The 21,664-nt window shown below is 61.6% G+C and carries 23 protein-coding genes; 7 read left to right on the top strand and 16 right to left on the bottom strand.

Annotation, left to right across the window (positions count from 1 at the left end; all coding sequences use genetic code 11):
- Positions 1-221 precede the first annotated feature (221 nt).
- From TERRO_RS04530 to pncA, 7 genes are all read right to left on the bottom strand, one after another.
- Positions 222-1,394 (bottom strand): 1-deoxy-D-xylulose-5-phosphate reductoisomerase, encoded by a 1,173-nt coding sequence (locus TERRO_RS04530; protein ID WP_014784817.1) that lies wholly within the window; start codon positions 1,392-1,394, stop codon positions 222-224.
- Positions 1,395-1,415: 21 nt separating this feature from the next.
- Positions 1,416-1,733: a hypothetical protein gene (locus TERRO_RS04535; protein ID WP_014784818.1), complete on the bottom strand. Its 318-nt coding sequence runs from the start codon at positions 1,731-1,733 to the stop codon at positions 1,416-1,418.
- A gap of 14 nt (positions 1,734-1,747) precedes the next feature.
- Positions 1,748-2,602, bottom strand: a complete 855-nt coding sequence (locus TERRO_RS04540; RefSeq protein ID WP_014784819.1) for a phosphatidate cytidylyltransferase — start codon at positions 2,600-2,602, stop codon at positions 1,748-1,750.
- Between the two features lie 40 nt (positions 2,603-2,642).
- Positions 2,643-2,990 carry a hypothetical protein gene (locus tag TERRO_RS04545; protein ID WP_157178247.1) on the bottom strand — a complete coding sequence of 116 codons (348 nt, stop codon included), beginning with the start codon at positions 2,988-2,990 and terminating at the stop codon, positions 2,643-2,645.
- A gap of 5 nt (positions 2,991-2,995) precedes the next feature.
- Positions 2,996-3,871, bottom strand: coding sequence for a polyprenyl diphosphate synthase (uppS, locus tag TERRO_RS04550; protein ID WP_014784821.1), 876 nt, complete (start codon positions 3,869-3,871; stop codon positions 2,996-2,998).
- Between the two features lie 132 nt (positions 3,872-4,003).
- Positions 4,004-4,543, bottom strand: coding sequence for a helix-turn-helix domain-containing protein (locus tag TERRO_RS04555; protein WP_014784822.1), 540 nt, complete (start codon positions 4,541-4,543; stop codon positions 4,004-4,006).
- A gap of 167 nt (positions 4,544-4,710) precedes the next feature.
- On the bottom strand, positions 4,711-5,337 hold the full coding sequence (gene pncA, locus TERRO_RS04560) for a bifunctional nicotinamidase/pyrazinamidase (protein ID WP_014784823.1): 627 nt from the start codon (positions 5,335-5,337) through the stop codon (positions 4,711-4,713).
- 65 nt (positions 5,338-5,402) lie between these two features.
- On the opposite strand from pncA, the gene TERRO_RS04565 reads away from it, so the two are divergent.
- The gene (locus TERRO_RS04565; protein WP_014784824.1) at positions 5,403-5,738 is read left to right on the top strand and encodes a hypothetical protein; all 336 of its coding nucleotides are present in this window, start codon (positions 5,403-5,405) and stop codon (positions 5,736-5,738) included.
- A gap of 36 nt (positions 5,739-5,774) precedes the next feature.
- Positions 5,775-6,221, top strand: coding sequence for an acyl-CoA thioesterase (locus tag TERRO_RS04570; protein ID WP_014784825.1), 447 nt, complete (start codon positions 5,775-5,777; stop codon positions 6,219-6,221).
- Positions 6,222-6,395: 174 nt separating this feature from the next.
- Here the strand turns inward: TERRO_RS04570 and TERRO_RS04575 are convergent, their stop codons facing one another.
- On the bottom strand, positions 6,396-6,677 hold the full coding sequence (locus TERRO_RS04575; RefSeq protein ID WP_014784826.1) for an HU family DNA-binding protein: 282 nt from the start codon (positions 6,675-6,677) through the stop codon (positions 6,396-6,398).
- A gap of 235 nt (positions 6,678-6,912) precedes the next feature.
- Between TERRO_RS04575 and TERRO_RS04580 the strand changes: the two genes are divergently transcribed.
- The 3 genes from TERRO_RS04580 (at position 6,913) to TERRO_RS04590 (ending at position 9,753) form a co-directional block, all read left to right on the top strand.
- Positions 6,913-7,749 (top strand): dolichyl-phosphate beta-glucosyltransferase, encoded by an 837-nt coding sequence (locus tag TERRO_RS04580; RefSeq protein ID WP_014784827.1) that lies wholly within the window; start codon positions 6,913-6,915, stop codon positions 7,747-7,749.
- A 129-nt stretch (positions 7,750-7,878) separates the two neighbouring features.
- On the top strand, positions 7,879-8,793 hold the full coding sequence (locus tag TERRO_RS04585; protein ID WP_014784828.1) for a proline dehydrogenase family protein: 915 nt from the start codon (positions 7,879-7,881) through the stop codon (positions 8,791-8,793).
- A gap of 72 nt (positions 8,794-8,865) precedes the next feature.
- Positions 8,866-9,753, top strand: coding sequence for a hypothetical protein (locus TERRO_RS04590; RefSeq protein WP_014784829.1), 888 nt, complete (start codon positions 8,866-8,868; stop codon positions 9,751-9,753).
- Here the strand turns inward: TERRO_RS04590 and TERRO_RS04595 are convergent.
- On the bottom strand, positions 9,750-10,565 hold the full coding sequence (locus TERRO_RS04595; protein ID WP_041592448.1) for a glycosyltransferase family 2 protein: 816 nt from the start codon (positions 10,563-10,565) through the stop codon (positions 9,750-9,752). The genes TERRO_RS04590 and TERRO_RS04595 overlap by 4 nt on opposite strands.
- 149 nt (positions 10,566-10,714) lie before the next feature.
- On the opposite strand from TERRO_RS04595, the gene TERRO_RS04600 reads away from it, so the two are divergent.
- Together TERRO_RS04600 and TERRO_RS04605 are read left to right on the top strand one after the other, a co-directional pair.
- Complete coding sequence (locus TERRO_RS04600) at positions 10,715-11,464, top strand: cytochrome b/b6 domain-containing protein (protein WP_245536214.1); 750 nt, start codon at positions 10,715-10,717, stop codon at positions 11,462-11,464.
- On the top strand, positions 11,457-12,425 hold the full coding sequence (locus TERRO_RS04605; protein WP_014784832.1) for a molybdopterin-dependent oxidoreductase: 969 nt from the start codon (positions 11,457-11,459) through the stop codon (positions 12,423-12,425). Before TERRO_RS04600 ends, TERRO_RS04605 begins: the two co-directional genes overlap by 8 nt.
- Here the strand turns inward: TERRO_RS04605 and TERRO_RS04610 are convergent, their stop codons facing one another.
- From TERRO_RS04610 to TERRO_RS04640, 7 genes are all read right to left on the bottom strand, one after another.
- Positions 12,426-12,770, bottom strand: coding sequence for a hypothetical protein (locus TERRO_RS04610; protein ID WP_014784833.1), 345 nt, complete (start codon positions 12,768-12,770; stop codon positions 12,426-12,428).
- Positions 12,771-12,868: 98 nt separating this feature from the next.
- Positions 12,869-15,880 carry a TonB-dependent receptor gene (locus TERRO_RS04615; protein ID WP_041592449.1) on the bottom strand — a complete coding sequence of 1,004 codons (3,012 nt, stop codon included), beginning with the start codon at positions 15,878-15,880 and terminating at the stop codon, positions 12,869-12,871.
- Positions 15,881-16,022: 142 nt separating this feature from the next.
- Positions 16,023-16,802, bottom strand: a complete 780-nt coding sequence (locus tag TERRO_RS04620; protein ID WP_014784835.1) for an SDR family NAD(P)-dependent oxidoreductase — start codon at positions 16,800-16,802, stop codon at positions 16,023-16,025.
- Positions 16,803-16,925: 123 nt separating this feature from the next.
- Entirely contained in the window at positions 16,926-18,518 is a 1,593-nt protein-coding gene (locus tag TERRO_RS04625) for an OmpA family protein (RefSeq protein ID WP_014784836.1), read from the bottom strand.
- Positions 18,519-18,744: 226 nt separating this feature from the next.
- Positions 18,745-19,746 carry an NAD(P)H-dependent glycerol-3-phosphate dehydrogenase gene (locus TERRO_RS04630; protein ID WP_014784837.1) on the bottom strand — a complete coding sequence of 334 codons (1,002 nt, stop codon included), beginning with the start codon at positions 19,744-19,746 and terminating at the stop codon, positions 18,745-18,747.
- Entirely contained in the window at positions 19,743-20,375 is a 633-nt protein-coding gene (gene plsY, locus TERRO_RS04635) for a glycerol-3-phosphate 1-O-acyltransferase PlsY (protein WP_014784838.1), read from the bottom strand. The genes TERRO_RS04630 and plsY overlap by 4 nt, the downstream gene beginning before the upstream one ends.
- Before the next feature lie 28 nt (positions 20,376-20,403).
- Positions 20,404-21,648 carry a competence/damage-inducible protein A gene (locus tag TERRO_RS04640; RefSeq protein WP_041592978.1) on the bottom strand — a complete coding sequence of 415 codons (1,245 nt, stop codon included), beginning with the start codon at positions 21,646-21,648 and terminating at the stop codon, positions 20,404-20,406.
- Between the last annotated feature and the right edge of the window lie 16 nt (positions 21,649-21,664).

Here is a 21,664-nt window from a genome sequence, read left to right on the forward strand (position 1 = left end):
ACCCTCGAACCAGCCGCAGAAGCGGAGGACATCTAAGTTTAGACGCAGGCGGTGGAAATCGCGGCTCAGGGTTAAGTTCACCGCCGTTCCGTCCCGACAAAAGCCGCGGGAGACCAGCGAAACCTGGCCGAAGCCGTTCGTTCCTAAAACAATTACGCAGTGCGCGACGGAGTGGCTATTGGCGGTGGCCCACGTCCCTGAAGCGGGACATGGGCACCCAGTTAGTGCTTGACGAGCATTTCGGCCGCGACGGCTGTCGCGGTTTGGCGAGCTGATGCGTCGGAGGCGAGAACTTCCGCGATGCTGCCTGGGTTCGCCGCCGGGGTCAGTTCCAGCACGCGTTCGATCGTTCGTGGAATGCCCAGGAATGGCAGGTCGCCCTTCAGGAAGGCCGCTACGGCGATCTCGTCGGCCGCGTTGAGGGCGATGCAGTGCGCGGGACCGGCCTTGGCCGCCTCGTACGACAGGCGCAGGCAGGGGAAGCGCTCAAAGTCCGGCTGCTGGAAGTCAAGGTGCGAAAGCATGGCGAGGTCGAAGGTCAGTTCACTGGGCACGCGTTCCGGGTAGGCCATGGCGTACAGAATCGGGAGGCGCATGTCCGTGACCGAGAGTTGTGCGAGGATGCTGCCGTCGACGTACTCGACCAGCGAATGGATGGTCGACTGCGGATGGACCGTGACGCGCACCTTTTCGGGCGGCAGGTCGAAGAGGCGGCAGGCCTCGATGATCTCCAGGCCCTTGTTCAACATTGTCGCGGAGTCGATGGTGATGCGTTGGCCCATGACCCATGTGGGGTGCTTGAGCGCTTGCGCGGGTGTGATGTGCTCGAAGTCTTCGAGTGGCGTGTTACGGAATGGGCCGCCGGATGCCGTAAGCCAGATCTGCTTGACCTCAGCGGGTGTGCCGCCGCGCATGCACTGGTGAATGGCGTTGTGTTCGCTATCGATGGGCAGCAGGGCGACGTTGTGCTTCTTGGCGGCGGTGGTTATCAATTCACCCGCGGCCACCATCGCTTCCTTGTTCGCCAGGCCGATGGACTTACCCGCGTTAACGGCGGCGTAGGTCGCTTCCAGGCCGGCGACGCCAACGATAGCGCTGACGACAAGGTCTACCTCTGGCAGTGTGGCAACGCGCACGGTACCCGCCGTGCCGTAGACGACTTCGATGCCATGGATCGCCTCGTTTTTGAGCATCTCGGAGAGCGTGTCCGCAAGATATTCATTCGCAATCGAGACAACCACTGGCCGGAACTGCACGCACTGCTGGAAGGCAAGCTGCACGTTCGTGCCGGCGGCGAGCGAGACCACGCGGTACCGGTCGGGATAGCGGTGGCAGATGTCGAGGGTGCTGGTCCCGATGGAGCCTGTGGAACCGAGGATCGCGATGTTTTTCATCGCCGTCTATTTTCGCAGATGCTATTGCTTTGGCAGGCGTGCTTCGAGTTGAGTGAGACGATCGCGGAACTCCATGGAGAAGTCCAGCTTCTCGGACAGACGGTCGATCGCCTTGGTCTGACGTTCGTCACGCAGGCGCATCTCCTGCATCAGCTGCTCATCGCGGAGTCGCATCTCCTGCACAAGCTGCTCATTGCGAAGGCGCATTTCCTGTGTAAGCGACTCGATCTGCACCTTGATCGCACGGAGTTCCGGCACAAGAAGATCCTGAACCGTTTCGCGGAAGGATGAGAATGCCTTCGCTCCCGCTTCGCCGATCTGCTTGACAGGGACAGCCATGGCGAAATCTTACCTTAGAACGCGCCTAGGCCGGCCGCTTCCTTGAGCAGCAGCAGGTACCAGAGCACCGGTGCCGCGACGAGCAGGGCGTCGATGCGGTCGAGAATGCCACCATGTCCCGGCAGCATGGCGCCGGAGTCCTTTACACCCACGCCGCGCTTCAGAGCGCTTTCGAGCAGATCACCGACCTGTGCGGCGATGTTGACCAGTGCGGCCAGAAGTAGCGTCTGCCAGAGCGGTTCGGTGATGTGGAGAACGGTGCTGCCGCGTTGCGCGAAGAGCTGGCAGACGCCGGCGAGCGCACCCGCGATGGCAACCGATCCCAAAATGGAGGCGAGTGCGCCCTCCTGCGTCTTGTTCGGGCTGAGGGCGGGTGCCAGCTTGCGGCGGCCGAAGGCCTTGCCGATGTACAGCGCGGCGATGTCGCCGGTCCATACGACGAGCATCAGGAAGATCAGAAGCGTTGCGCCATTCTCAAGCGCGATGATCTGCGGCAGAAGGGTGAGCGGGTAGGCGATGTAAATGAGGCCGAAGAAACCCGCGGCACTGATGGGAAGGACGCGTTCGAGGTGGCCGCTCTTCGCTTCACGGAAGGCGATGATCGTCAGCAGGCTGAGGCCGAGTGCGCTCAGGACGGGCAGCGGGGAATCGAGCGGCCGCCAGTAGGTCACCACGAAGAGCAGAGCGACGGCGGGCAGCAGCCACCAGGCGGGGACGACCTCGTCGCCGGCGCGGGTCAGCGCGACATACTCGTATGCAGCCAGCATTGCGGCCAGCGCGGATACGATGATCAGCGCAAGCTGGTTGCCCCAAAAGATGAGGGCGAAGACGAATGCGATGAGGACGATGGCAGTAAGGATTCTCTTCATGGGCCAGAGATGAGGATACGCCGGATCGTCCTGCGAGAGGCTACATTGGTCGGCTGCGATTGCGTGCGCGCATGCTGAGGCCCAGCAACGCGCAGGTGATGACGAACTGAATCAGGACTTTCGGTTCGAAGAAATGGCCGACCAGACCTGCGAAGCAGATCACCACGATGAGCCAGGTGAGGTTTCCGGCGACGCAAAGTCGGGCCAGCGAAAGATCATGGCGGCGCTCGGCGCGGATGAGGTTCATACCGGCGAGATAGAATTCGGCGAGGCCTGCGGCGAGGGACCACAGCAGCAGCTCGTGCTGCGAGTGATAGGCAGTCCAGGCGCCGTAACTGTGCAGCAGGGCAGCAGCAACCATCAGCCAGCCGAAGATGCGATCCACCATGCGCATCAGGGTCTTGGGAGGGGTGCTGTCGGTTCGGGCAGAGCTTCGTCGCTGAACTCGGTATCCAGACCGCCGAAGCGGCGGCTGCGCTGCTGGTAAGTGGCGATCGCTTCGAGCAGATGCACGCCTAGGAAGTCGGGCCAGAGACGTTCTGTGACGAACAGCTCCGCATAGGCAAGCTGCCACAGCATGTAGTTGCTCAGGCGCATCTCGCCGCTGGTGCGGATTAAGAGGTCCGGGTCCGGCATGTCGTGCGTGTAGAGACCCTGAGATATGGCGTTCTCATCGATGGATTCCACGCCACCGTTGACACTGATGAGATCTTCCAGCGAGCAGCCGCGGCGGCGGGCTTCCGTCATCAGGTTGCGGACGAGGGATCGGGTCGCGTCGACAATCTCCGCGCGAGAGCCGTAGTTAAGGGCCAGCGTCACCATGGTGCCGGTGTTGTTCGCCGTCTCTGCCTTGGCCTGGCGCATGGTGTCCTGCAGCTCTTCGGGCAGTTCGGTCAGGCGGCCGATGTAGTTCATGCGGACGTTGTTGTCCTGCATGCGCTTGATGTTTCCGGCCAGGTAGACCTTCACCAGTTTCATCAGGAAGCCGACTTCGGCTTGTGGGCGGCGCAGGTTGTTCTCGAGGCTGAAGGCGTACAGCGTCAGGTAAGGGACGTTGATGCGGCTGGCGGCTTCTACGACGGAGAGTACGGCTTCTGCGCCCTGCTGATGGCCTTGGAAGCGCTTCATGGTGCGGTTGCCGGCCCAGCGGCCGTTGCCGTCCATGATGATGGCGACGTGCTCGGGAATACGTTCGGGGTCCAGTGTGCGGTAGACCGCAAGCTCCTCGGGGGAAAGCTCTTGGATGCGCAGGGGCTGGGTCAACGGCAAGGGTAGATCTCCTCGGGAGCGGCAGCTTCCGGCTCGACCGTAGCACGTCCGCTCAAGCCGTTGCAATGGAAGCAACGGCCTGAGCGCGATCGCGCGGAGAGGAGAGAGGAGGTGCGTTTGTTGCGATTCTGCCTAAGCCATGCGGCGGCGGCCGCTGGCCAGCTCGCGCACGTGGTTCAGGAAGATCGACTTCTGCAGCGCATCCAGGCTCGCTGCGAATCCGGCAATCTCTGCCAGGAACGGGTCTGCGAGGAGGACGGCTGCTTCGTCCTTGTGGCGTGTCCGGGCATCGCGCAGCAGGGCGCTGATGTCGACCTGCAGAGCCTTTGCGAGGCGCTCCAGTGACGACAGCGTCGGCATTGCTTTGCCGTTTTCAATCTTGCTGATGTAGGTGCGGGGAACGCCCATACGGCCGGCGAGCTGGCGCTGGCTCAGGTTGCGGACGCGGCGCAGATCGCGCACGGCCTGGGCTACCTGGATGCCACTGCCTTCTGACTCCGCTGCCGGTGGAACGAGCGAGAGCGACGGAGCCGCAACCGGCTCAGGCTCTTCGACGTCCAGGGGCTTGCGGCATTTGCGGCACATGGAGCTTGCCGCGCGAAATTGCACCAAGCTGCAGTGGTCGCAGCGCAAGACCTCACGCTGCTCGACGGGCGCCATCATGGTTGCCATAGTTGTGTGTAGCGGACGGGTACCAGAGCAAGGCCCGTATCGCGCACGTCCGATAAAGAACGACCGCGATGTTCCTACTCTGATACCCCGTAGCGAGGTAGTCAAGGGGAATCCGGCTGATTATTAGCGAAAGGCGGAAAAAAAGGGGAAGAGAACCCAAAGAGTAACTACCCAAGCAGCTCGGCGCTCTGTATACGCTTCACGCCAACTGCGTCCAAGCGGGCTGACATGGCGTCCATCGTCGCCGGTGCGATGCCGCGCACAGCGTCTTCGATCACTGTGATGTCGAAGCCGAGCGCGACGCCATCCAGGGCGGAGTAGCCCACGCAATAGTCCCAGGCCACGCCGCAGAGGAAGACGGACGTCAGCCCGCGGTCGCGCAGGTAGCCGGCGAGACCGGTGGACGTCTTATGGTCGTTTTCGAGAAAGGCGGAGTAGGAGTCGACGTCTTTGCGGAAGCCCTTGCGGACGATCAGATTCGCATGTGGCAGGAAGAGGCTTGGATGGAGTTCGGCTCCCGCAGAGTTCTGCACGGTGTGGTCCGGCCACAGGGTCTGCGTGCCGTAGCTGGCCTCAATCGTGTCCTCAAAGGGCCGCAGGCCGTGCGTGCTGCTGAAGGAGATGTGCCCGGCAGGATGCCAGTCCTGAGTCAGGATGACATCGCGGAAACGCTCGCCAAGCCGGTTGATGATCGGCAGCACGGCATCGCCTTCCGGCACGGCGAGGCTCCCGCCTGGTAGAAAATCACGCTGGACGTCGATAACAAGAAGGACTTCGCTCGTCGTTTCGCTCATACACTCGTATAGCAACACACAACAGATTTCACCAGGGCCCAGCCGGCCTGCATCGGACCAGTCACATGCGTCAACCTTCCGCCCTTCTGTTCCTGCTCGCCTGCATCCTGGCAGCGCCGACGCTGGTTCACCGCAGTGCCGCCCAGGAGCACTGTGAGAGCGTGGGTGTTACTCCGGACGGCGGTGTCTTCGGCGGCGTGTTCGATGATTCTGCCTCTGCATGTGCGGCCATTACGCCGCCTCAGCCGGCTTGGATGAGCGGGATGGAGTTTCTGGCGGTGCTGAGCTTTGCCGGTGGTGCAATCACGGGCGGGCTTGCGTTGCGCGATCGCCGTCGCGAAGCGGCGTTGCTGCGCGGTGCCGGTATCTACGCCTACGAGGACGATCTGCCACGCAGATAGCCGTCGTGCCCGGCGCTGCAACGCTACACTGGATGGATGCCACCATCTCAAGCCTCCACACGCTTCCACGCAGAGGCCCGCATTCGCGTTCGGTATGCCGAGACAGATCAGATGGGCGTGGTCTATCACGCAAACTATCTGATCTGGTTCGAAGTCGGGCGCGTGGAACTCATGCGCTCGCAGGGACTTGCCTACGCTGATCTGGAGAAGGAATACGGCGTGATGATCGCAGTGGTCGGTGCGGAAGTCCGCTACCGCTTTCCAGCGCGTTACGACGACGAAGTCGCCATCCGCACCAGCGTTGCGTCCATGCGTGGACCGCTGCTGAAGATGGCGTACCGTGTGGTTCGCGTGGAAGACGAGAAGCTGCTGTGTGAGGGAACTACGACCCATGTGGTGGTCGACCGCAGCATGAGCCGTGCGTCGCTGCCTCCGGCGTACGCGGCTGCCTTCCGAGCGTTACTCGATTCTTCGACGGACTAAGGCGCTCTGCCTATCGGTAAAGTTGCGCCGTTATTCGCTTGGCGCGAATCGACACAACGCAGCTTATCGCTGAAAATGCTGGCGCTTCCCGCCTCTTATAGGGCTTGCACGATGAGACGACGATTCTCTTCCAGATCATCAGGGGGAAGGAGTCTGCACTCCACACGGACGAAACTATGCCGTTGTGTTGACGAGATCCCGCAGCTCTTTGGATGGTTTGAAGTAGGGGACGCGCTTTGCGGGTACATCAACCTTCTCACCCGTTTTGGGGTTGCGGCCGGTGCGGGAATTGCGCTGGCGTGTCCGGAATGAGCCAAATCCGCGGATTTCTACCTTGTCGTCGGCGCGCAGCGCTTCCATGACGCCTTCAAAGAAGGTCTCGACGATGACTTCGCCATCGCGTCGTGTCAGATCGCCTGACGCCGTTACCTGATCAACGAGTTCTGCCTTCGTCATCTTTGGATCGCTCTCCTGGGTATCTGCGTGAGTTTGTGCGTCACAGACCGCGCGGATGGTTGGAGTTTACACCGGGGCCGAAAGCGGAGAGATGGAAACTGTGAAACGAACTTAACCGTCTGTTCATTTGTCGTGTCTCTGACGTATTATTGTCCGCGTTCGCGCCCCTCGCCTGCATCTATGTGGATGCAGGCATGACGCCCAGCCACAGAGTTTCCGAGAGATAAGTTCAGCCATGCCGCACCACGTAAGCATCATCATTCCGGCGTACAACGAGAGGGAGCGAATCGGGCAGACACTCGAACGAATCCTGGAGTGCGTCGAGCGCAGAAAATGGAACGCCGAAGTCCTGGTCGTCGACGACGGCTCGACCGATGGCACCCTCGAGATCGTCGATGGTTTCATGGAGCGGGACAGCCGCGTCAATCTCCTAAGGAATCCAAGCAACCGCGGCAAGGGCTACTCCGTGCGCAACGGCTTGCTGCAGGCGCTGGGTGATGTGGTGATGTTCACCGACGCAGACCTCTCCGCACCGATTGAAGAAGCGGAACTGCTCTTCGACGCCATTCGCGATGGCGCCGATGTCGCGATTGGTTCGCGATGGCTCGATCGTCAGCGTCAGACCACACATCAGCCTCTCTATCGCCGGTTCTTCGGTCGGTGTTTCAACGCAGTCACTCGCGTCGTTATGGGACTTCCTTATGCCGACACCCAGTGCGGCTTTAAGGCGTTCCGCCGTCCGGCTGCCCAGATTATCTTCCGCCTGCAGCGGATTGAACGGTGGGGCTTCGACCCGGAGATCCTGTTCATTGCGCGCCGTCTCCACTTTCGCGTGAAGGAAGTGCCGGTGACGTGGGGGCACGATGAGCGGTCGAAGATCAGCTATTTGCGTGATGGCGCCAAAATGCTGGAAGATATGGCGCGCATTCGTAGCAACAGCGTGCGCGGACGCTACGAGGCAGCGATCGCTGCCATGAAGGACATCAGCCGGATCGTTACGGCACGTAGCTCCGGCGAGCGACCTGCAGTCTCGGCTCACGTCGTGGGCACGACAGGTGCAGTTAGCAACTAGCTCAGGGGCATGTCTACCGAAAGGAGCCGCGCGAAAGCGCGGCTTTTTCGTGGGGCCACCTTTGTCGCTTACTGCTGCTTAGGTCTAGGACATTTGACACATGTCACTCCGTGTCGAACACTCGAATTAATGCTTCGCTCCTTGCTGATCGCCCTCTCTCAGAACTCCTCCTTACGCAGTGTTATGGAAAGCTCATCGCCGGGCCGTAAGGTCTCCGGGCGATTCGTCGCGGGAACAACCGTTGCGGATGCACTTCGCGTGACACGTGAGCTGAATGCACAGGGTTTTGCGGTCACCGCGGATTCGCTGGGTGAGAGCGTGCGGTCGGAGGGAGAGGCTCGCGCTGCTGCCGACATCTATCACCAGCTGCTGGATGCGATCGCTGCCGAGGGAATGAATGCCAATGTTTCGGTGAAGCTGACGGGCGTTGGCATGGATGTGTCGCCGGAACTGGCGGAGTCTACCACCGGTGGGATCGTGGAACACGCTGCGCAGCTTGGCAATTTTGTGCGGATCGACATGGAAGGCACGCCGTACACGGAGGCGACCATCGCCCTGACGGAGCGGCTGCATGCGGCATATCCGGGCGCAGTTGGCGCGGTTCTGCAGGCTTACCTGTACCGGACAGCGGACGACACTGCGCGGTTGCTGCGGCAGGGTATTCGCATCCGTCTGTGCAAGGGCGCCTACAAGGAGCCGGGTAACCTGGCGTTTCCGCAGAAGTCAGACGTGGATGCGAACTACGTGAAGCTGATGAAGATGATGCTGCCGTCGGGCGTCTTCTGTGGCATTGCGACGCATGACACGGCAATGGTGGCGGCGACGGAGCAGTTCGCGAAGGAACAGGGCATCGACCACAGCGCCTTTGAATTCCAGATGCTCTACGGCGTTCAGCGCGAGCTGCAGCGTGACCTGGTGAAGCGGGGATTCGGCGTGCGAGTGTATCTGCCGTTCGGTACCGACTGGTATCCGTACTTCATGCGACGGCTGGCGGAACGGCCTGCGAACGTATTGTTTCTGGCGAAGAACTTCTTCAAGATCTAGGCTCGATGCCCGTCAGAGGCGGAGCTAAACTTTTTTACAGATGGCGCACTTTAGCCGAACCTTTGTGCGGGAATGCACGTCTTTGACAGTGTGAATCCCAAGCCTCTGTTGAAGCGTGTCGCCAGTCTGGCAGTCGCGGTGTCGTGCCTCGGCGTTTCGCTGGTGCATGCGCAGACGAATCGCGCTGCGATGCCTGGGAGCACCGCCGGTCACGTTCCGACGCTTTCGGCTTCGCTTGCCCGCGAGATCGCAGGAGCGGATATGCCATCGATCTCAAGCTCCAGAGCTGTGGATGATGGCCTTCCAGATGACCCTTCGGTGCCGGTGCAGGAGTCGGTTCATCCAGATGCGAAGCAGCCGGCGGATGATCGCGGTGTGCAGACCAAGCGCATTCTGGGCATCATGCCGAACTTTTCTTCGGTCTCTGCCGACGAGCGGCTGCCGAAACTCACTCCAAAAGACAAGTTCGTGATCGCGGGTAAGAACACATTCGATTACTCGTCCTTCTTCATCGCGGCTATCCAGGCGGGTGTTGCGATGAACGGTGCGTCCTACCCAGAGTTCCATCAGGGTGTCGCTGGGTATGGACGTTATTACTGGCATACGCTGGCTGATACTGCGGACGAGAACTTCATGGTGGGCGGATTGTTCCCGGTTGTCTTCCGGCAGGATCCGCGCTTCTACACGCTGGGGCACGGCAGCTTTGGACATCGTGCGCTGTATGCTGCTTCGCGGGTGATCATCTCGCGGTCGGACGCGGGCAATCCGATGCCGAACTTCTCAGAAATCGTTGGCGCGGGTGCTGCTGCCGGCGTGTCGTCGCTCTACTATCCGACGCACTACCGCACCTGGACGAAGGTCGGGCAGAAGTGGCTGACAAGCTCAGTAATTGACGGTGCGAACTTCACCTTCAAGGAGTTCTGGCCGACGATCAATCACAAGGTCTTCCACACGCACTAAGGGCGTGGCTGCGCGGCGGTTGTGGCCGCGTGCTTGCGCGCCTCCCACACCTTCACGTACTTCCAATGCGCGTAGACGGCGTGGTTGAGGTGAAAGATCAGGCCTTCTGCACCGTCGAGGAAGCCGCCGCGGAAGATGTAGTTCTTCAGCCAGCCGAAGAATGGATTTGCGATGGACTGGAAGAGCAGCGCGGCTGATGAGGTCTTGGACTTGCGCCGGCTGAGGGCTACGACGGTGCCGGTGCTGTACTCGTTCATGTGGTCGAGGTAGTTGGCGAAGTCGGGATAGCCGTAGTGCTCCAGGTGCGCGCGCAGATGGCCCTTGTCTGCGTTGTACTGAGGCGTGCCGTGCGGGCCGATGCTCTCGTCTACGGTGGCCATGCCGCGGCGGAAGAGGCGGAGCTTCTCGTCAGGGAAGAGGCCGCCGTGACGCATCCAGCGAGTTATGAAGATGTTGAGGCGCGGGATCCAGAAAGCGTTAAAAGCGGATGTGGCGACGGTGCTCTGAATCTCCGTTGCGAGTTCGGGTGTGACGACTTCATCGGCGTCGAGTAAGAGGATCCAGTCGCCGGTGCACTGCGCGATAGCAATGTTCTTCTGCTCGGCGTGGCCGCGGAAGTCGCGGTTGTAGCTATGCTTTGCGCCGTATTCCACCGCGATCTGCGGGGAGCGATCTTTCGATCCGGAGTCGACGATGATGATCTCATCAACCCAACCCTGTAACGCGGCAAGAGTGCGCGGGAGGTTCTTCTCTTCGTTGGTTGCGATCATGGCGACGGAGATAGTTGGCCGCAATGTTTCGCTCGTCGACACGGGTTGTTGTGTAAGTAAATCCACCGGCCTGAGTCTAAAGCAAAGTGGTACCTTAGCGGCGAGCGACTTACTGAGAGATCGAAGAAGGGACCTACGCGATGGCAACGATTCCGCACCTTCCCGATGAAGCTCTGCCTGCGGACCGCACGGTGCCGCTGCATGTGGTGCCGGGTGCGACGATCGATCTGCATCGGAAGCATTCGCTCGCGGTGCGGTGGATGCACTGGATCAACTTTCCTTTGTTGTTCACGATGATCTATAGCGGGCTGCTGATCTATTGGGCTGACTCAATTCCGGCGAGCGGACATTTGAGTGCGGTGTACCGCGTGGGCTTTGGGCACTGGACGCTTTTCCGTTTGTTCCCGCAGAGTTGGTATGCGGCTGTGGGGATGCAGTACAAGGTGCCCAATGGCTTGGGGTATCACTTCTTCTTCATGTGGCTGTTTGCTTTGAACGGCATTGCCTACGTAGCTTACTTAACTATTTCTGGTGAGTGGCGGACGCTGGTGCCGCCGCTGAATGATCTGGGAAAGGCTCTCCGCGATGCGTGGGGCGTGGTGTTGTTCGATTTGCATCTGCGCAAGGAAGAGCCGCGGCGCAAGAAGTACAACGCTGCGCAGAAGTTCGCTTATACCGGCACGATTGTTATGGGTGGGGTGATGCTGGTTACTGGGTTTGCTATTTATAAGCCGACTTCGGCGCACTGGTTGACGTCGCTTTGTGGCGGTTATGAGATGGCGCGGTGGCTGCATTTCTGGACGACGATGGCGTTTTTAGGCTTCTTTGTGATCCATGTGGTGCAGGTGGTGATGGCGGGCTGGAACAACTTTCGCAGCATGGTGACGGGTGTAGAAGTGCAGCCAGCGGGGCGTTCCGGGGTGGAGGAAGTCCATGATTGAATCGTCTCAGTCACGAACACCGGAAGAACTGGACGAAGAGGTCCGTCGGATCCTGCATGCGCGGACCCGGAGGTCGTTTTTGATTGGCGGAGCGGCGGCTCTGGCCGGTGTCGGACTTTACGAGGTGCTGTATCGTGCGAAGGCCGTCAACGAGTTGCAGTGGCCGTTGCGCGAGGCGCATGAGGCGAACCGTTCGCTGACGAATGCGCTGTTTGGGCAGCGCGTGCTGGCGCCGACGTACAAGGCTTCGGAGGTGACGGGGCTTCGCATCAATGGTGATTTCGGAATCGATACGGGACTGATTGAGAGTTCGTGGGGGCTGCAGCTTGTTGGGCTGGACCGGCCGCAGCAGTATCGGCAGTTCATGCCGGATGTGGATCTGTGGGAGTACCGCTCGAAGGATGATTACCAGGCACCGACGGAGTCGCAGGAGCCTGATGTGAAGGGTAAGGGGCCGGGTTCTTCGAAGGCGCCGGCCGCCATTCCGCATATGCAGGAGAGCACGGGAGTGACGGCGTCGGCCGATGCTGTGCCCGGTATTGTTTTGCGGCTGGAGGATCTGAAGAAGCTGCCTTATACGGAGCAGATCACGCAGTTCAAATGCGTGGAGGGCTGGAGCCAGATTGTGCGTTGGGGTGGGGTGCGTTTCAGCGATCTGTTGCGGGCTTATCCGCCGGCGAACATCGATGGCGGTCCGCCGAAGTTTGTGACGATGGAGACGTCAAATGGCGAGTACAACGCGTCGTTTGATATGCCGTCGCTGATGCATCCGCAGACGTTGCTCTGTTACTCGATGGATGGCGTGCCGCTGCAGATTGCGCATGGCGCGCCGGTTCGGCTGGCGATGCCATTGAAGTATGGGTACAAGCAGATCAAGTCGATTGCGAGCCTTACCTTCAGCAACGTGCGTACGCCGGATTACTGGGAGAAGCTGGGGTATGACTGGTATGCGGGGCTTTAGCTAGGCTGCGGCGTCGAGTTGTTCTTCGAGGGCTCGCAGTTCCCAGGCGTACTCCTCGGCGGGGAGTTCGGCGAGGATGGAGCGGAGTTCGCGTGCGAGTGTGGCGGTGGTGCGCTTGTTCTTGCGCGCGGCGTGGAGCAGGGTGCAGAGTTCGTCCTCGTGCTGGGCGATGCAGCGTACTGTGTGGAGCAGGGTGTCGAGGCGATCTGCCAGCCCTGCCGGCTGCGGTGACGCGGGCTTCTTTGCGGTGGCCTTCGTTGTCTTGCCTGCTGCCTTCTTTGCTGCCTTTGGTGCTGTTTTTGCTGCAGTCTTCACTGACCTCTTTGCCGCGTTCGTCTTCGCCATATCTTCTCTGATGCAGTAAGCGCGTGGAAATTTTCTCTGGTGCGCAAAGCGCAGAGGAATCTTTCCTGATGCGCCAGATGGTGGGAATGTTCCGTGGCTTAGAACTCGAGGCGTGCTCCGAGCTGGATCTGGCGCGAACTGGTGGTCGTGGTGGTGATGACGCCGGCGCTGCCGACGCGTGCGCCGCCGGTGGTGAAGACGTTGCGCTGGCTGGGGATGCCGAAGTTGGGGCGGTTGGGAATGTTGAAAACTTCACCGCGCAGTTGAATGCGGGCGCGATCGCCGAAGGCGAAGGTCTTGTTCACGGCGCCGTCGATCGAGACGAGGCCTGGGCCGATCATGGTGTTGCGTTCGAGGTTGCCGTAGAAGCCTGCGGTGGGCAGCGAGAAGGCTGTGGGGTCGAAGTACTGCACGGGGCCGCCTTTGATCGGGTTCGAGCTGCGGCCGGGGACGAGGTCGGGCCGCTCCTGCGAGGGGCCTGTGCCGATGCGTGCGCGCGCGTTGTCGAAGCTAATGAGTGCGGAGAAGGGCGCGCCCGAACTGAAGAGTGCGATGCCGTTCAGCGACCATCCCTTGCCGAGCCAGCGCGGTCCGCCGAGGTTCGGCAGGTTGGTGGTGATGGAGTTGCTGGAGTAGTTGCGCAGGTCGTAGTTGGAGAGACCCTTTTCGGCGCGCAGGCTGTCGGGATCCTGCGTGATGTCGTTCTCGCTGCCCTGTGCGGAGACGAGCGAGCTAGTATCGATGCTCTTGCCCCAGACGAAGGAGGAGCGCATCTGCAGGATGTCGTGGAACTGCCAGCTTAGCGTCGCCTGCAGTGCATTCACGCTGGAGAGGCCGTCGGTCTTCTTGTAGCGGATGGAGGTGAAGTTGGGATTGCGGACGGTGGAGTTGACCGGGAAGAACTTGCGGCCGTTGATGATCTGCGGAAGCGCCTGGTTCTGATCGACGATGCGTTGATCGTGCACGCCGCGGTTGGCGTCATAGGCGATGGTGAGCACGGCGCCCTTGGCAAGCTGCTGCTGGACGCTCACGTTCCATTGCATGACATACGGGCTGGCAGGGTTGTACTGTACGACGTCGATGCGGCCCAGGCTGAAGTTGCTGCTGTTGATCACCGTGTTGGGAAAGGTGATGGGTGTGCCGCTCTTGACGCCGCCGACGGTATAGAAGGGTGGCTGGCGGCTGCCGGCGTTCAGATAGAAGTCCGTCCACAGCGGATCGAAGTAGATGCCGAAGGCACCGCGGATGCTGGTATTGGAGCGCTTATCGGGTGAGTAGGCGAAGCCGAGGCGCGGTGCGAAGTTAAGGTTGCTGGGGTTGGTGTACATCGAGCCGACGGTGTCGGCTGTGTCCGTCAGGACGTTGCGTACGTTCGCCTGCAGGCCGTTGACTTCGTTTGGAACCGAGGTGCGCTCGTAACGCAGGCCGCCTGTGACAGTGAGCCTGTCGGTGGCGCGCCAGGTATCGGTGATGTAGGCGGCGTCCATGTGCTGGCGCCACTTGCGCTGCGGGTTCGAGCCGGGCAGGGCGACCTCAACGGAGGAGGCTGTGCCTGCGAGGAAGAGCGCAACGGAGTTGAACTGATAGAAGCCGTTCTGCGATTGTGCCGATTCCTGCGGGAAGAGGATCTGCTTCTCATCGAAGCCCAAGGCGATGGTGTGACGGCCGAGCGTGAGTGTCAGATCGTCATTGGCCTGAAAGAGGTTCAGAGCGTTCACGTTCGGTCCGAAACGCATGGGGCCGATCATGGGGCCTCCGGTGATGCTGATGGATCCGAAGGGACGGCCCGGCACGAACGAGAGCGATGGGTCGATGTTCTTGATGATGTCGTACTGCAGCGTGTAGTAGCTGCGGTTGTAGGCGAGTCGCGTCTGGTTGACCAGGCGTGGTGAGAAGCTGTGCGTCATCTGCGCGGTTGCGTACTGCGCGCGTGAGCGGTTGTGCGCGCGAGAGATCTGCAGATTGTCCGGTGTGAAGACGTTGGTGTTGTCGAACTGAAAGCGACCGAAGATGGAGGTGCGATCGGAGAGGGTGCGATCGACGCGTGCGATGAAGAAGTCTTCGTGCAGCGTGGCATTGCTGGTGGAGACGTAGGCTCCCGTGCCGTCGCCGTAATCGACGCCGTTGGCCGTGGGGAGGATCGCTACGTAGGGGCGCACTGCGGCGACGGCCCTGGCGCGGCTGGCCGCGTTGGGAACGATGGCGCTGGTGGTGGTGCCAAGTGCCTGACGGATGCCTTCGTAGTTGCCGAAGTAGACGGTCTTACCGCTGCCGATGGGACCGCCGAGCGCACCGCCGAACTGGTTGCGTGTGAAGTGCGGGATGGGCTGCGTTGCGCTGTCGAAGAAGTTCTTGGTGTCGAGAGCGGAGTTGCGCACGAACTCGAAGGCGCTGCCGTGCAGGCGGCCTGTGCCGCTGCGGGTGATCTGGTCGATGACGCCGCCGCCGGTGCGTCCGAACTCTGCGCCATAGCCGTTCACGAGTACACGGAACTGTGCGATGGAATCGACGCCGAGGATGACGCCGGAGGCACCGCCGGGTGTGTTGTTGTAGGCGTCGTTGACGTCGGTGCCGTCGAGGAGGAACTCGACCTGGTTGGTGCGGCGGCCAGAGATGGAGATCTGTCTGCCGAGACCCTGCGAGTCAGGGTTGAGGCGGCGCGATGGCACGACGCCGGGGCTCAGCAGTGCGAGCTGGGTGACGTCGCGGCCGTTGAGGGGCAGTTGCCGGATCGTACGCGGGCCCGTCACGGAAGACAGGGAGGGGTCTTCGCGTTCGATGACTGCCTCAGAGGTCTGGACGTTAATGTCTGCGCTGCTGGACTGAATGCTGAGTTGCACATCCATCTCAGCATGCTGGCCGACGGTCAGCATCACATTGCGTTCGGTGGTTGCGAAGCCGGGAGCTTCGACCTTGATCTGGTACTGGCCGGGGGCGAGCTGTGGCAGGGTGTAGAGGCCGGCGCCATCCGACTCGGTGACGCGGCGCGCGGGGCGGCCTTCTTCCCCAACCGTGATGTGGGCGTGAGGTACCTGCGCACCGCTGCTGTCCCGAACGATGCCGGAGAGTGATGCGTTCGCGCCCTGGCCGAAGGCCGACGCGGAGGTCAAAAGACAAGCAAGCGAGAGCGCCGAGAGGGGGCCAGAGGGCAAAGGGTGCTGGGGCGAAAGTCGCCGCTTGTGTTTCATATCCCTAAAGATAGATTGCAGAGCGGATTCCGGGCGAGTCTGCGCCCGGAATCCATACGCACATTTACGACGCGCGACGGTTGATGGTGACGGCGTTGGCCTGATCAATCGGCGTAAGTAGGACAGACGACACATTGACGTGAGCGGGGCGTGTGACGGCCCACAGAATGGTGTCGGCCACGTCTTCCGGGAGGAGTGGCGTGACGTTGGCGTAGACCTTGGCCGCGCGTTTCTTGTCACCGCCGAAGCGGACCTCGCTGAAGCGCGTTTCCACCATGCCGGGGTCGACGCTGGTGACGCGTACGGCGGTGCCCATCAGGTCGATGCGCATGCCTTCGCTCAGGATCTTCTCCGCGGCCTTGGTCGCACAGTAGACGGCGCCGCCGGCATAGGCCAGCCAGCCGGCGGTCGATCCCATGTTCACCACATGGCCCGCGTTGCGCTGCACCATGCCGGGCAGGACGGCGCGTGTGATGTAGAGCAGGCCCTTGGTGTTGGTGTCGATCATCTGCTCCCAGTGATCGATGTCGTCGAGGTAAAGCTTTTCAAGGCCGCGCGCGAGGCCGGCGTTGTTGACGAGGATCTCGATGGCCTGCCACTCGGCGGGCAGGGAAGCGAAGGCATTCGCTACATCGTCGCGCTTACTTACATCGAGCGCGAAGCTATGCACGCCTGCGGCGCCCGCGCTGAGGAGGTCTTGGCGCATGGCTTCGAGTGCGTCGGTGGTGCGTGCGCAGAGGAGCAGCTTTGCGCCGGCTGCGGCGAGTGCCAGGGCGGTAGCTTTGCCGATGCCTGCGCTGGCGCCGGTGATGAATGCGATCTTGCCCGCGATGCTGATGCCCATGTACTCCCTCGTGTCCTGTTATTTTTCAGATGGCTTTGTCCTCATCGTATCGAACTGCAGACGCAACAAGGGGCTGCCGAAGCAGCCCCTTGTCGATACGCGCACAATGTCGCGTGTCGTTGATTACTGCACGGGTGCCGGTTCTGCCTGGGTGACGACGCCGATGGAGGGACCAGAGACGACCATCTCCACGCGGCGATTCTGCGCCTTACCAGCGGCGCTGCCGTTGTCGGCGACGGGGTTCGACTTGCCGAAGCCCATTGCGGTGACGTTAGCCGGGCTTACACCGTTGTTGACAAGGAAGGCGCGTGTGGAGTCTGCACGGCTCTGGCTCAGCTTGAGGTTGAGTTCGTCGCTGCCCACAGAGTCTGTGTAGCCGTCGATCTGCAGCTTCAGGTCGGGGTACTGCATGAGAATGGCCGAAACCTTCGCAAGGGAGATCTGCGCGTTCTGCTTCAGAGCGCTCTTGCCGGTATCGAAGAGTACGTCGCCGAGGGTTACGACGAGACCGCGAGCAGTCTCCTGCGTGGCAAGGACGGCGTTCAACTGCGAACGCAGACGTTCGCGCATTGCCTTGACGGAGTTCTGTGCTGCTGCTGCCTTTGCTTCCGCAGATGCAGCGTTCGCATTTGCGTCGGCTGCGGCTGCTTCCGCGCGTGCGCGTTCTGCTGCTTCACGATCGGCTGCAGCGCGTGCGCGCTCTGCTGCGAGTGCTGCCTGCTGCGCCTGCATCTGCGAAGCCTGAGCCTGGAGCTGTGCGTCCTTGCGGGCGTTTACTTCTGCGAGCGAGCGCTCCTGCTCCTTCTTGCGAAGGGTGCTGATGCGAGCATCTTCCGAGCGCTGTACTGCCTCGCGCGCCATGGTGATTTCCATCTTCACGTCGCGATGCTTGTTCTGGTCCATGTCATCGGCGTTCTGCAGGCTGGTCTTCACCTGAGCCATGATGTCGGGAGCGTACTTGTCTGCACCGGCCATGAGGGCGATCTGGTAGGCGTTGTGCGCCTCATAGAGTTCGAGCGGGCTGTGCTCGTCGCGAGTCACGGGACGGAAGACCGTCTTCGCGCCTTCGGTCTGCGCGTAGAGGCCCTTGGGCAGCAGCGTGTACTTCGCATTCACCTTTTCCAGGACGCCATTGGTCTTGTCTTCGATGACGTGGTTCTCCATGACGACGACGTCGCTGGGAACCTTGACAGCGAAGTAAGGCTCTGCCGTGACGATCATGCCGAAGGACTGCAGGTTGCTGGTGACTTCCATCTCAACGGTGTGGTCGCCGCCGGTGGGAAGAACTTCGCCAAGGTTCTGGGGAGCGCCGTCGGGTGTGATGGCCCACAGCACGTAGGTCAGGTATTCCGGACCAAAGCCGTTGGCGGCGGTGAGGCCCTTGAGCTTGACTTCGATGTTGATGCGGCCCTTGCCGCTGTCAACCTTTGCTTCACCTTTTGCGTTGGGCAGGAGCGGCGTGCCGGTGAAGGCAATCTTGGTGGAGCCGCTGCGGTGCAGGTAGTTGACGGCATCCAGGTCGCGGCGGACCACGTTCACGCGATAAAGGGGCACACCGTTGAGTTCACCGACCGGGCGGCCGCCGTTCTGGACGCCAACGCGCGTTTGCGGATCTGCGGTGGGATTCAGTTCCTGTGCGAAAGCGCCACATGCGAGTGCACTGCTCAAGAGCGCTGCTGCGCCAAACTGAAATGCCTGGATGCCAATTCGTTTCATGATTCCCTCGTGATCTTTCGATCGTCGTAAGTGGCGGACCGCTCCGTCGCGCACACTTGCAGCGCAGGCGGTTCCGTCTCAGTACAAGGGATGCACTCGGGTGGGGAGCGGTAGTCTAACAGCGAAAAGGATTCGCGGGACGATTTTTCAGAACTTTCGGTTGCTTTTCTGCGGAAATACTTTCGGGGTATGGACATTGGGACCGTATCGCCGAAGCGAAAGCCGACTACCCAACAGATTCGTCGCGGCCCGGGCGGGTCATGAGTGCGCGGATGGCGTCGACGGGGGAGCGGCCTTCGTGGAGGATGGCGTACATCTCAGAGGTGATCGGCATCTCGATGCCGTGTTGGCGCGCCAGGCCGAGTGCGGCGCCGGTGCAGCGAACGCCTTCGGCGACCTTGCCGTTGAGGCTTGCGAGGATGTCTGGAAGAGTGCGGCCGCGGCCGAGCTCCACGCCTACGGTGCGGTTGCGCGAGAGCGATCCGGTGCAGGTGAGGACGAGGTCGCCGTAGCCGGCTAGACCGGCCATGGTTTCCGGGCGTGCGCCGCAGGCGACGGACAGTCGCGTGATCTCGGCCATGCCGCGTGTGATGAGCGCTGCGGATGCGTTGCTGCCGAGTTGCAGGCCGTCCACCACGCCGGCGGCGAGGGCGATGACGTTCTTGAGTGCGCCGCCGAGTTCAACGCCTACGACGTCGTCGTTGGTGTAGACGCGCAGCGACTCGGAGGAGAAGTCGCTTTGCAGAGCGCGTGCGACATCCTGATCGCGTGTTGCGAGAGTGACTGCCGTGGGCAGCCCGGCGGCTACTTCACGCGCGAAGGAGGGGCCGCCGAGTGTGGCGAAACGAATGGGAGAAGCCGCAGCGACAACCTCGCTCATGCGGCGGAAGGTCCTGTCCTGAATGCCCTTGGAGGCGGAGACGAAGAGGTGATTCTCGCGGAGCGCGGGTGCGATCGCGTGGATGGTCTGGTCCATGTAATCGGATGGGGTGACGGCGAGCAGGACATCGGCCTGGTCGACGGCGGCATCGAGTGACGATGATATGGCGAGATCGGATGGGAGCTGGAAGCCGGGGAGGAACTTCGCGTTCTCGCGGGTCTGTTCCATGGCTTCCGCGTGCGCGGGTGTGTGTGCCCACAACGTGACGGTGTGGCGCTGCTGGCGCGCAAGGGACAGCGCGAGCGCCGTTCCCCATGCACCTGCTCCGAGGACTGCGATGCGACTCATGCTGCGGGCTTCGTCCCAAACTTCGGTTCGGTGTGCGCGAGTAGGCGACTGATGTTGCCGTGGTGCTTGGCGATGACGAGGAGCGGCATGGCGACGTACACGAGATCGACGATGAGTTCGCGGCGTGTGTCGAAGACGATGCAGAGGATGGCAAGCGAGACGGCGCCGACGATGGAGGCGAGCGAGACGTAGCGCGTCAGCATGAAGACGACAGCGAAGATGCCGATGCAGACGAGGGTTGTCAGCGGCATCAACGCGGCGAAGACGCCGGCTGCGGTCGCGACACCCTTGCCACCACGGAAGCCGAGCCAGACGGGGAAGATGTGTCCGATGACTGCGAAGAGGCCGGCTACGGCTTCGAGGTCGTAGCCGTTGGGGAAGCCGGCCCACTGCGCCATGTGTTGTGCGATGACGACGGCGAGAACGCCCTTAAGGGCGTCGAGGATGAGCGTGGCGATGCCGAGGCCTTTTGCGCCGGAGCGTGCGACGTTGGTTGCGCCGATGTTGCCGGAACCGCTCTCGCGAATGTCCTCGTTGCGGAAGGTGCGCACGAGAAGATAGCCCGTTGGGATGGAGCCCACAAGGTATGCGATGGCGAGGGTGATGATCCAGAGAACGAGAGGAGTCATAGCGGACTTTGAGTCTATCAGCGTGGTCTTACAGGAGCTTGTGACGCAGCATGCTGAGGGCGTGTTGCGAGGTGAACCAGCGCACACGTTCGCGGTCGCCCGTCAGGTTCAGTTCTCGCGTTTCGGTGCCGTTGGCATCGGCGAGTGCAAGGTAGACGCGGCCGACGGGCTTGTTGAGCGTGGCTCCGCCTGGGCCTGCGATGCCGGTGACACCAATGCCGAGGTCTGCGCCTGTTCTTGTGCGAATGCCCTCGGCAAGCGCTCGTGCGACCTCTTCACTGACTGCGCCGTGCTGCTGGATGAGTGGCTTCGGTACGTCTACGAGCGCGGTCTTCAATTGATCGGCATAGACGACAACGCCGCCGAGGAACGATCGTGAGGATCCGGGGATGGCGGTGAGGCGTTGCGCGATGAGGCCACCGGTGCAGCTTTCGGCGGTGGCGAGTGTCAGGTGGCGCATGCCCATCATGAGGAGGACGACCTGCTCAAGCGATTCGCCGTCGGCCGAGAAGACGAAGTCCATCATCTCGTGCTCGCAGAGAGAGAGCACTTCGTCGACGCGCGCCTGCGCCTCTTCGATGGTGGGTTTGGCGCAGGCGAAGTGGAGCTGGATTTCGCCCTGTGTGCTGAGGATGGTCGTCTGCACGTCGGTGAACTGCATGTAGATGGGGGCGGTGCGTGCGTCGACTTCGCTCTCTGCCACGACGGCCATGCGCAACTGTCCGATGGCGATGTGCTGCTGCGGGACGACACGCTGCAAGCGCTGCTTCACCTGGTCGGCGTAGAGGGCGGTCAGTTCTTTTGGTGGTCCGGGCAGCAACACGACGTAGCGGGGCTTGCCTTCGTACTCGGTGGCGATCCATTGGCCTGGTGCGGTGCCGTTTGCGTTGGGCAGCAGCTCTGCGCCGTCGATGACATCGCCCTGCTTGAAGTTGATGGCCTGGATGGTGATGCCGCGCTTGGCGAAGCGTGCGCGGAGGGCTTCGACGACGGCTTCGTTGCGCGTGAGGCCTACGCCAAGCGCCGATGCAACGGCTTCGCGCGTGAGGTCGTCTTCCGTTGGACCGAGGCCGCCGGAGAAGATGATGATGTCCGCGCGGCGCAGTGCGATGCGTGCGCAGTCAGTCAGCTGCTCCATGGAGTCGCCGAGGATGGTCTTGAAGGCGACGGAGACGCCGAGCTTGTTGAGTTCGGCGGTGAGTGCGAGTGAGTTAGTGTCCTGCCGGAAGGGCGTCAGCATCTCGCTGCCGACGGCGATGATTTCAGCGATCATGATGCTCTTACGATGC

Source organism: Terriglobus roseus DSM 18391 (genome assembly GCF_000265425.1).
Taxonomy (GTDB): Bacteria; Acidobacteriota; Terriglobia; order Terriglobales; family Acidobacteriaceae; genus Terriglobus; species Terriglobus roseus.

What these genes read in the sequence shown, in the direction of transcription:
- TERRO_RS04530 (WP_014784817.1), bottom strand. Translation starts at nt 1,394, where the DNA reads ATGAAAAACATCGCGATCCTCGGTTCCACAGGCTCCATCGGGACCAGC.
- TERRO_RS04535 (WP_014784818.1), bottom strand. Translation starts at nt 1,733, where the DNA reads ATGGCTGTCCCTGTCAAGCAGATCGGCGAAGCGGGAGCGAAGGCATTC.
- TERRO_RS04540 (WP_014784819.1), bottom strand. Translation starts at nt 2,602, where the DNA reads ATGAAGAGAATCCTTACTGCCATCGTCCTCATCGCATTCGTCTTCGCC.
- TERRO_RS04545 (WP_157178247.1), bottom strand. Translation starts at nt 2,990, where the DNA reads ATGGTGGATCGCATCTTCGGCTGGCTGATGGTTGCTGCTGCCCTGCTG.
- TERRO_RS04555 (WP_014784822.1), bottom strand. Translation starts at nt 4,543, where the DNA reads ATGGCAACCATGATGGCGCCCGTCGAGCAGCGTGAGGTCTTGCGCTGC.
- pncA (WP_014784823.1), bottom strand. Translation starts at nt 5,337, where the DNA reads ATGAGCGAAACGACGAGCGAAGTCCTTCTTGTTATCGACGTCCAGCGT.
- TERRO_RS04565 (WP_014784824.1), top strand. Translation starts at nt 5,403, where the DNA reads ATGCGTCAACCTTCCGCCCTTCTGTTCCTGCTCGCCTGCATCCTGGCA.
- TERRO_RS04570 (WP_014784825.1), top strand. Translation starts at nt 5,775, where the DNA reads ATGCCACCATCTCAAGCCTCCACACGCTTCCACGCAGAGGCCCGCATT.
- TERRO_RS04575 (WP_014784826.1), bottom strand. Translation starts at nt 6,677, where the DNA reads ATGACGAAGGCAGAACTCGTTGATCAGGTAACGGCGTCAGGCGATCTG.
- TERRO_RS04580 (WP_014784827.1), top strand. Translation starts at nt 6,913, where the DNA reads ATGCCGCACCACGTAAGCATCATCATTCCGGCGTACAACGAGAGGGAG.
- TERRO_RS04585 (WP_014784828.1), top strand. Translation starts at nt 7,879, where the DNA reads ATGCTTCGCTCCTTGCTGATCGCCCTCTCTCAGAACTCCTCCTTACGC.
- TERRO_RS04590 (WP_014784829.1), top strand. Translation starts at nt 8,866, where the DNA reads ATGCACGTCTTTGACAGTGTGAATCCCAAGCCTCTGTTGAAGCGTGTC.
- TERRO_RS04605 (WP_014784832.1), top strand. Translation starts at nt 11,457, where the DNA reads ATGATTGAATCGTCTCAGTCACGAACACCGGAAGAACTGGACGAAGAG.
- TERRO_RS04610 (WP_014784833.1), bottom strand. Translation starts at nt 12,770, where the DNA reads ATGGCGAAGACGAACGCGGCAAAGAGGTCAGTGAAGACTGCAGCAAAA.
- TERRO_RS04620 (WP_014784835.1), bottom strand. Translation starts at nt 16,802, where the DNA reads ATGGGCATCAGCATCGCGGGCAAGATCGCATTCATCACCGGCGCCAGC.
- TERRO_RS04625 (WP_014784836.1), bottom strand. Translation starts at nt 18,518, where the DNA reads ATGAAACGAATTGGCATCCAGGCATTTCAGTTTGGCGCAGCAGCGCTC.
- TERRO_RS04630 (WP_014784837.1), bottom strand. Translation starts at nt 19,746, where the DNA reads ATGAGTCGCATCGCAGTCCTCGGAGCAGGTGCATGGGGAACGGCGCTC.
- plsY (WP_014784838.1), bottom strand. Translation starts at nt 20,375, where the DNA reads ATGACTCCTCTCGTTCTCTGGATCATCACCCTCGCCATCGCATACCTT.
- TERRO_RS04640 (WP_041592978.1), bottom strand. Translation starts at nt 21,648, where the DNA reads ATGATCGCTGAAATCATCGCCGTCGGCAGCGAGATGCTGACGCCCTTC.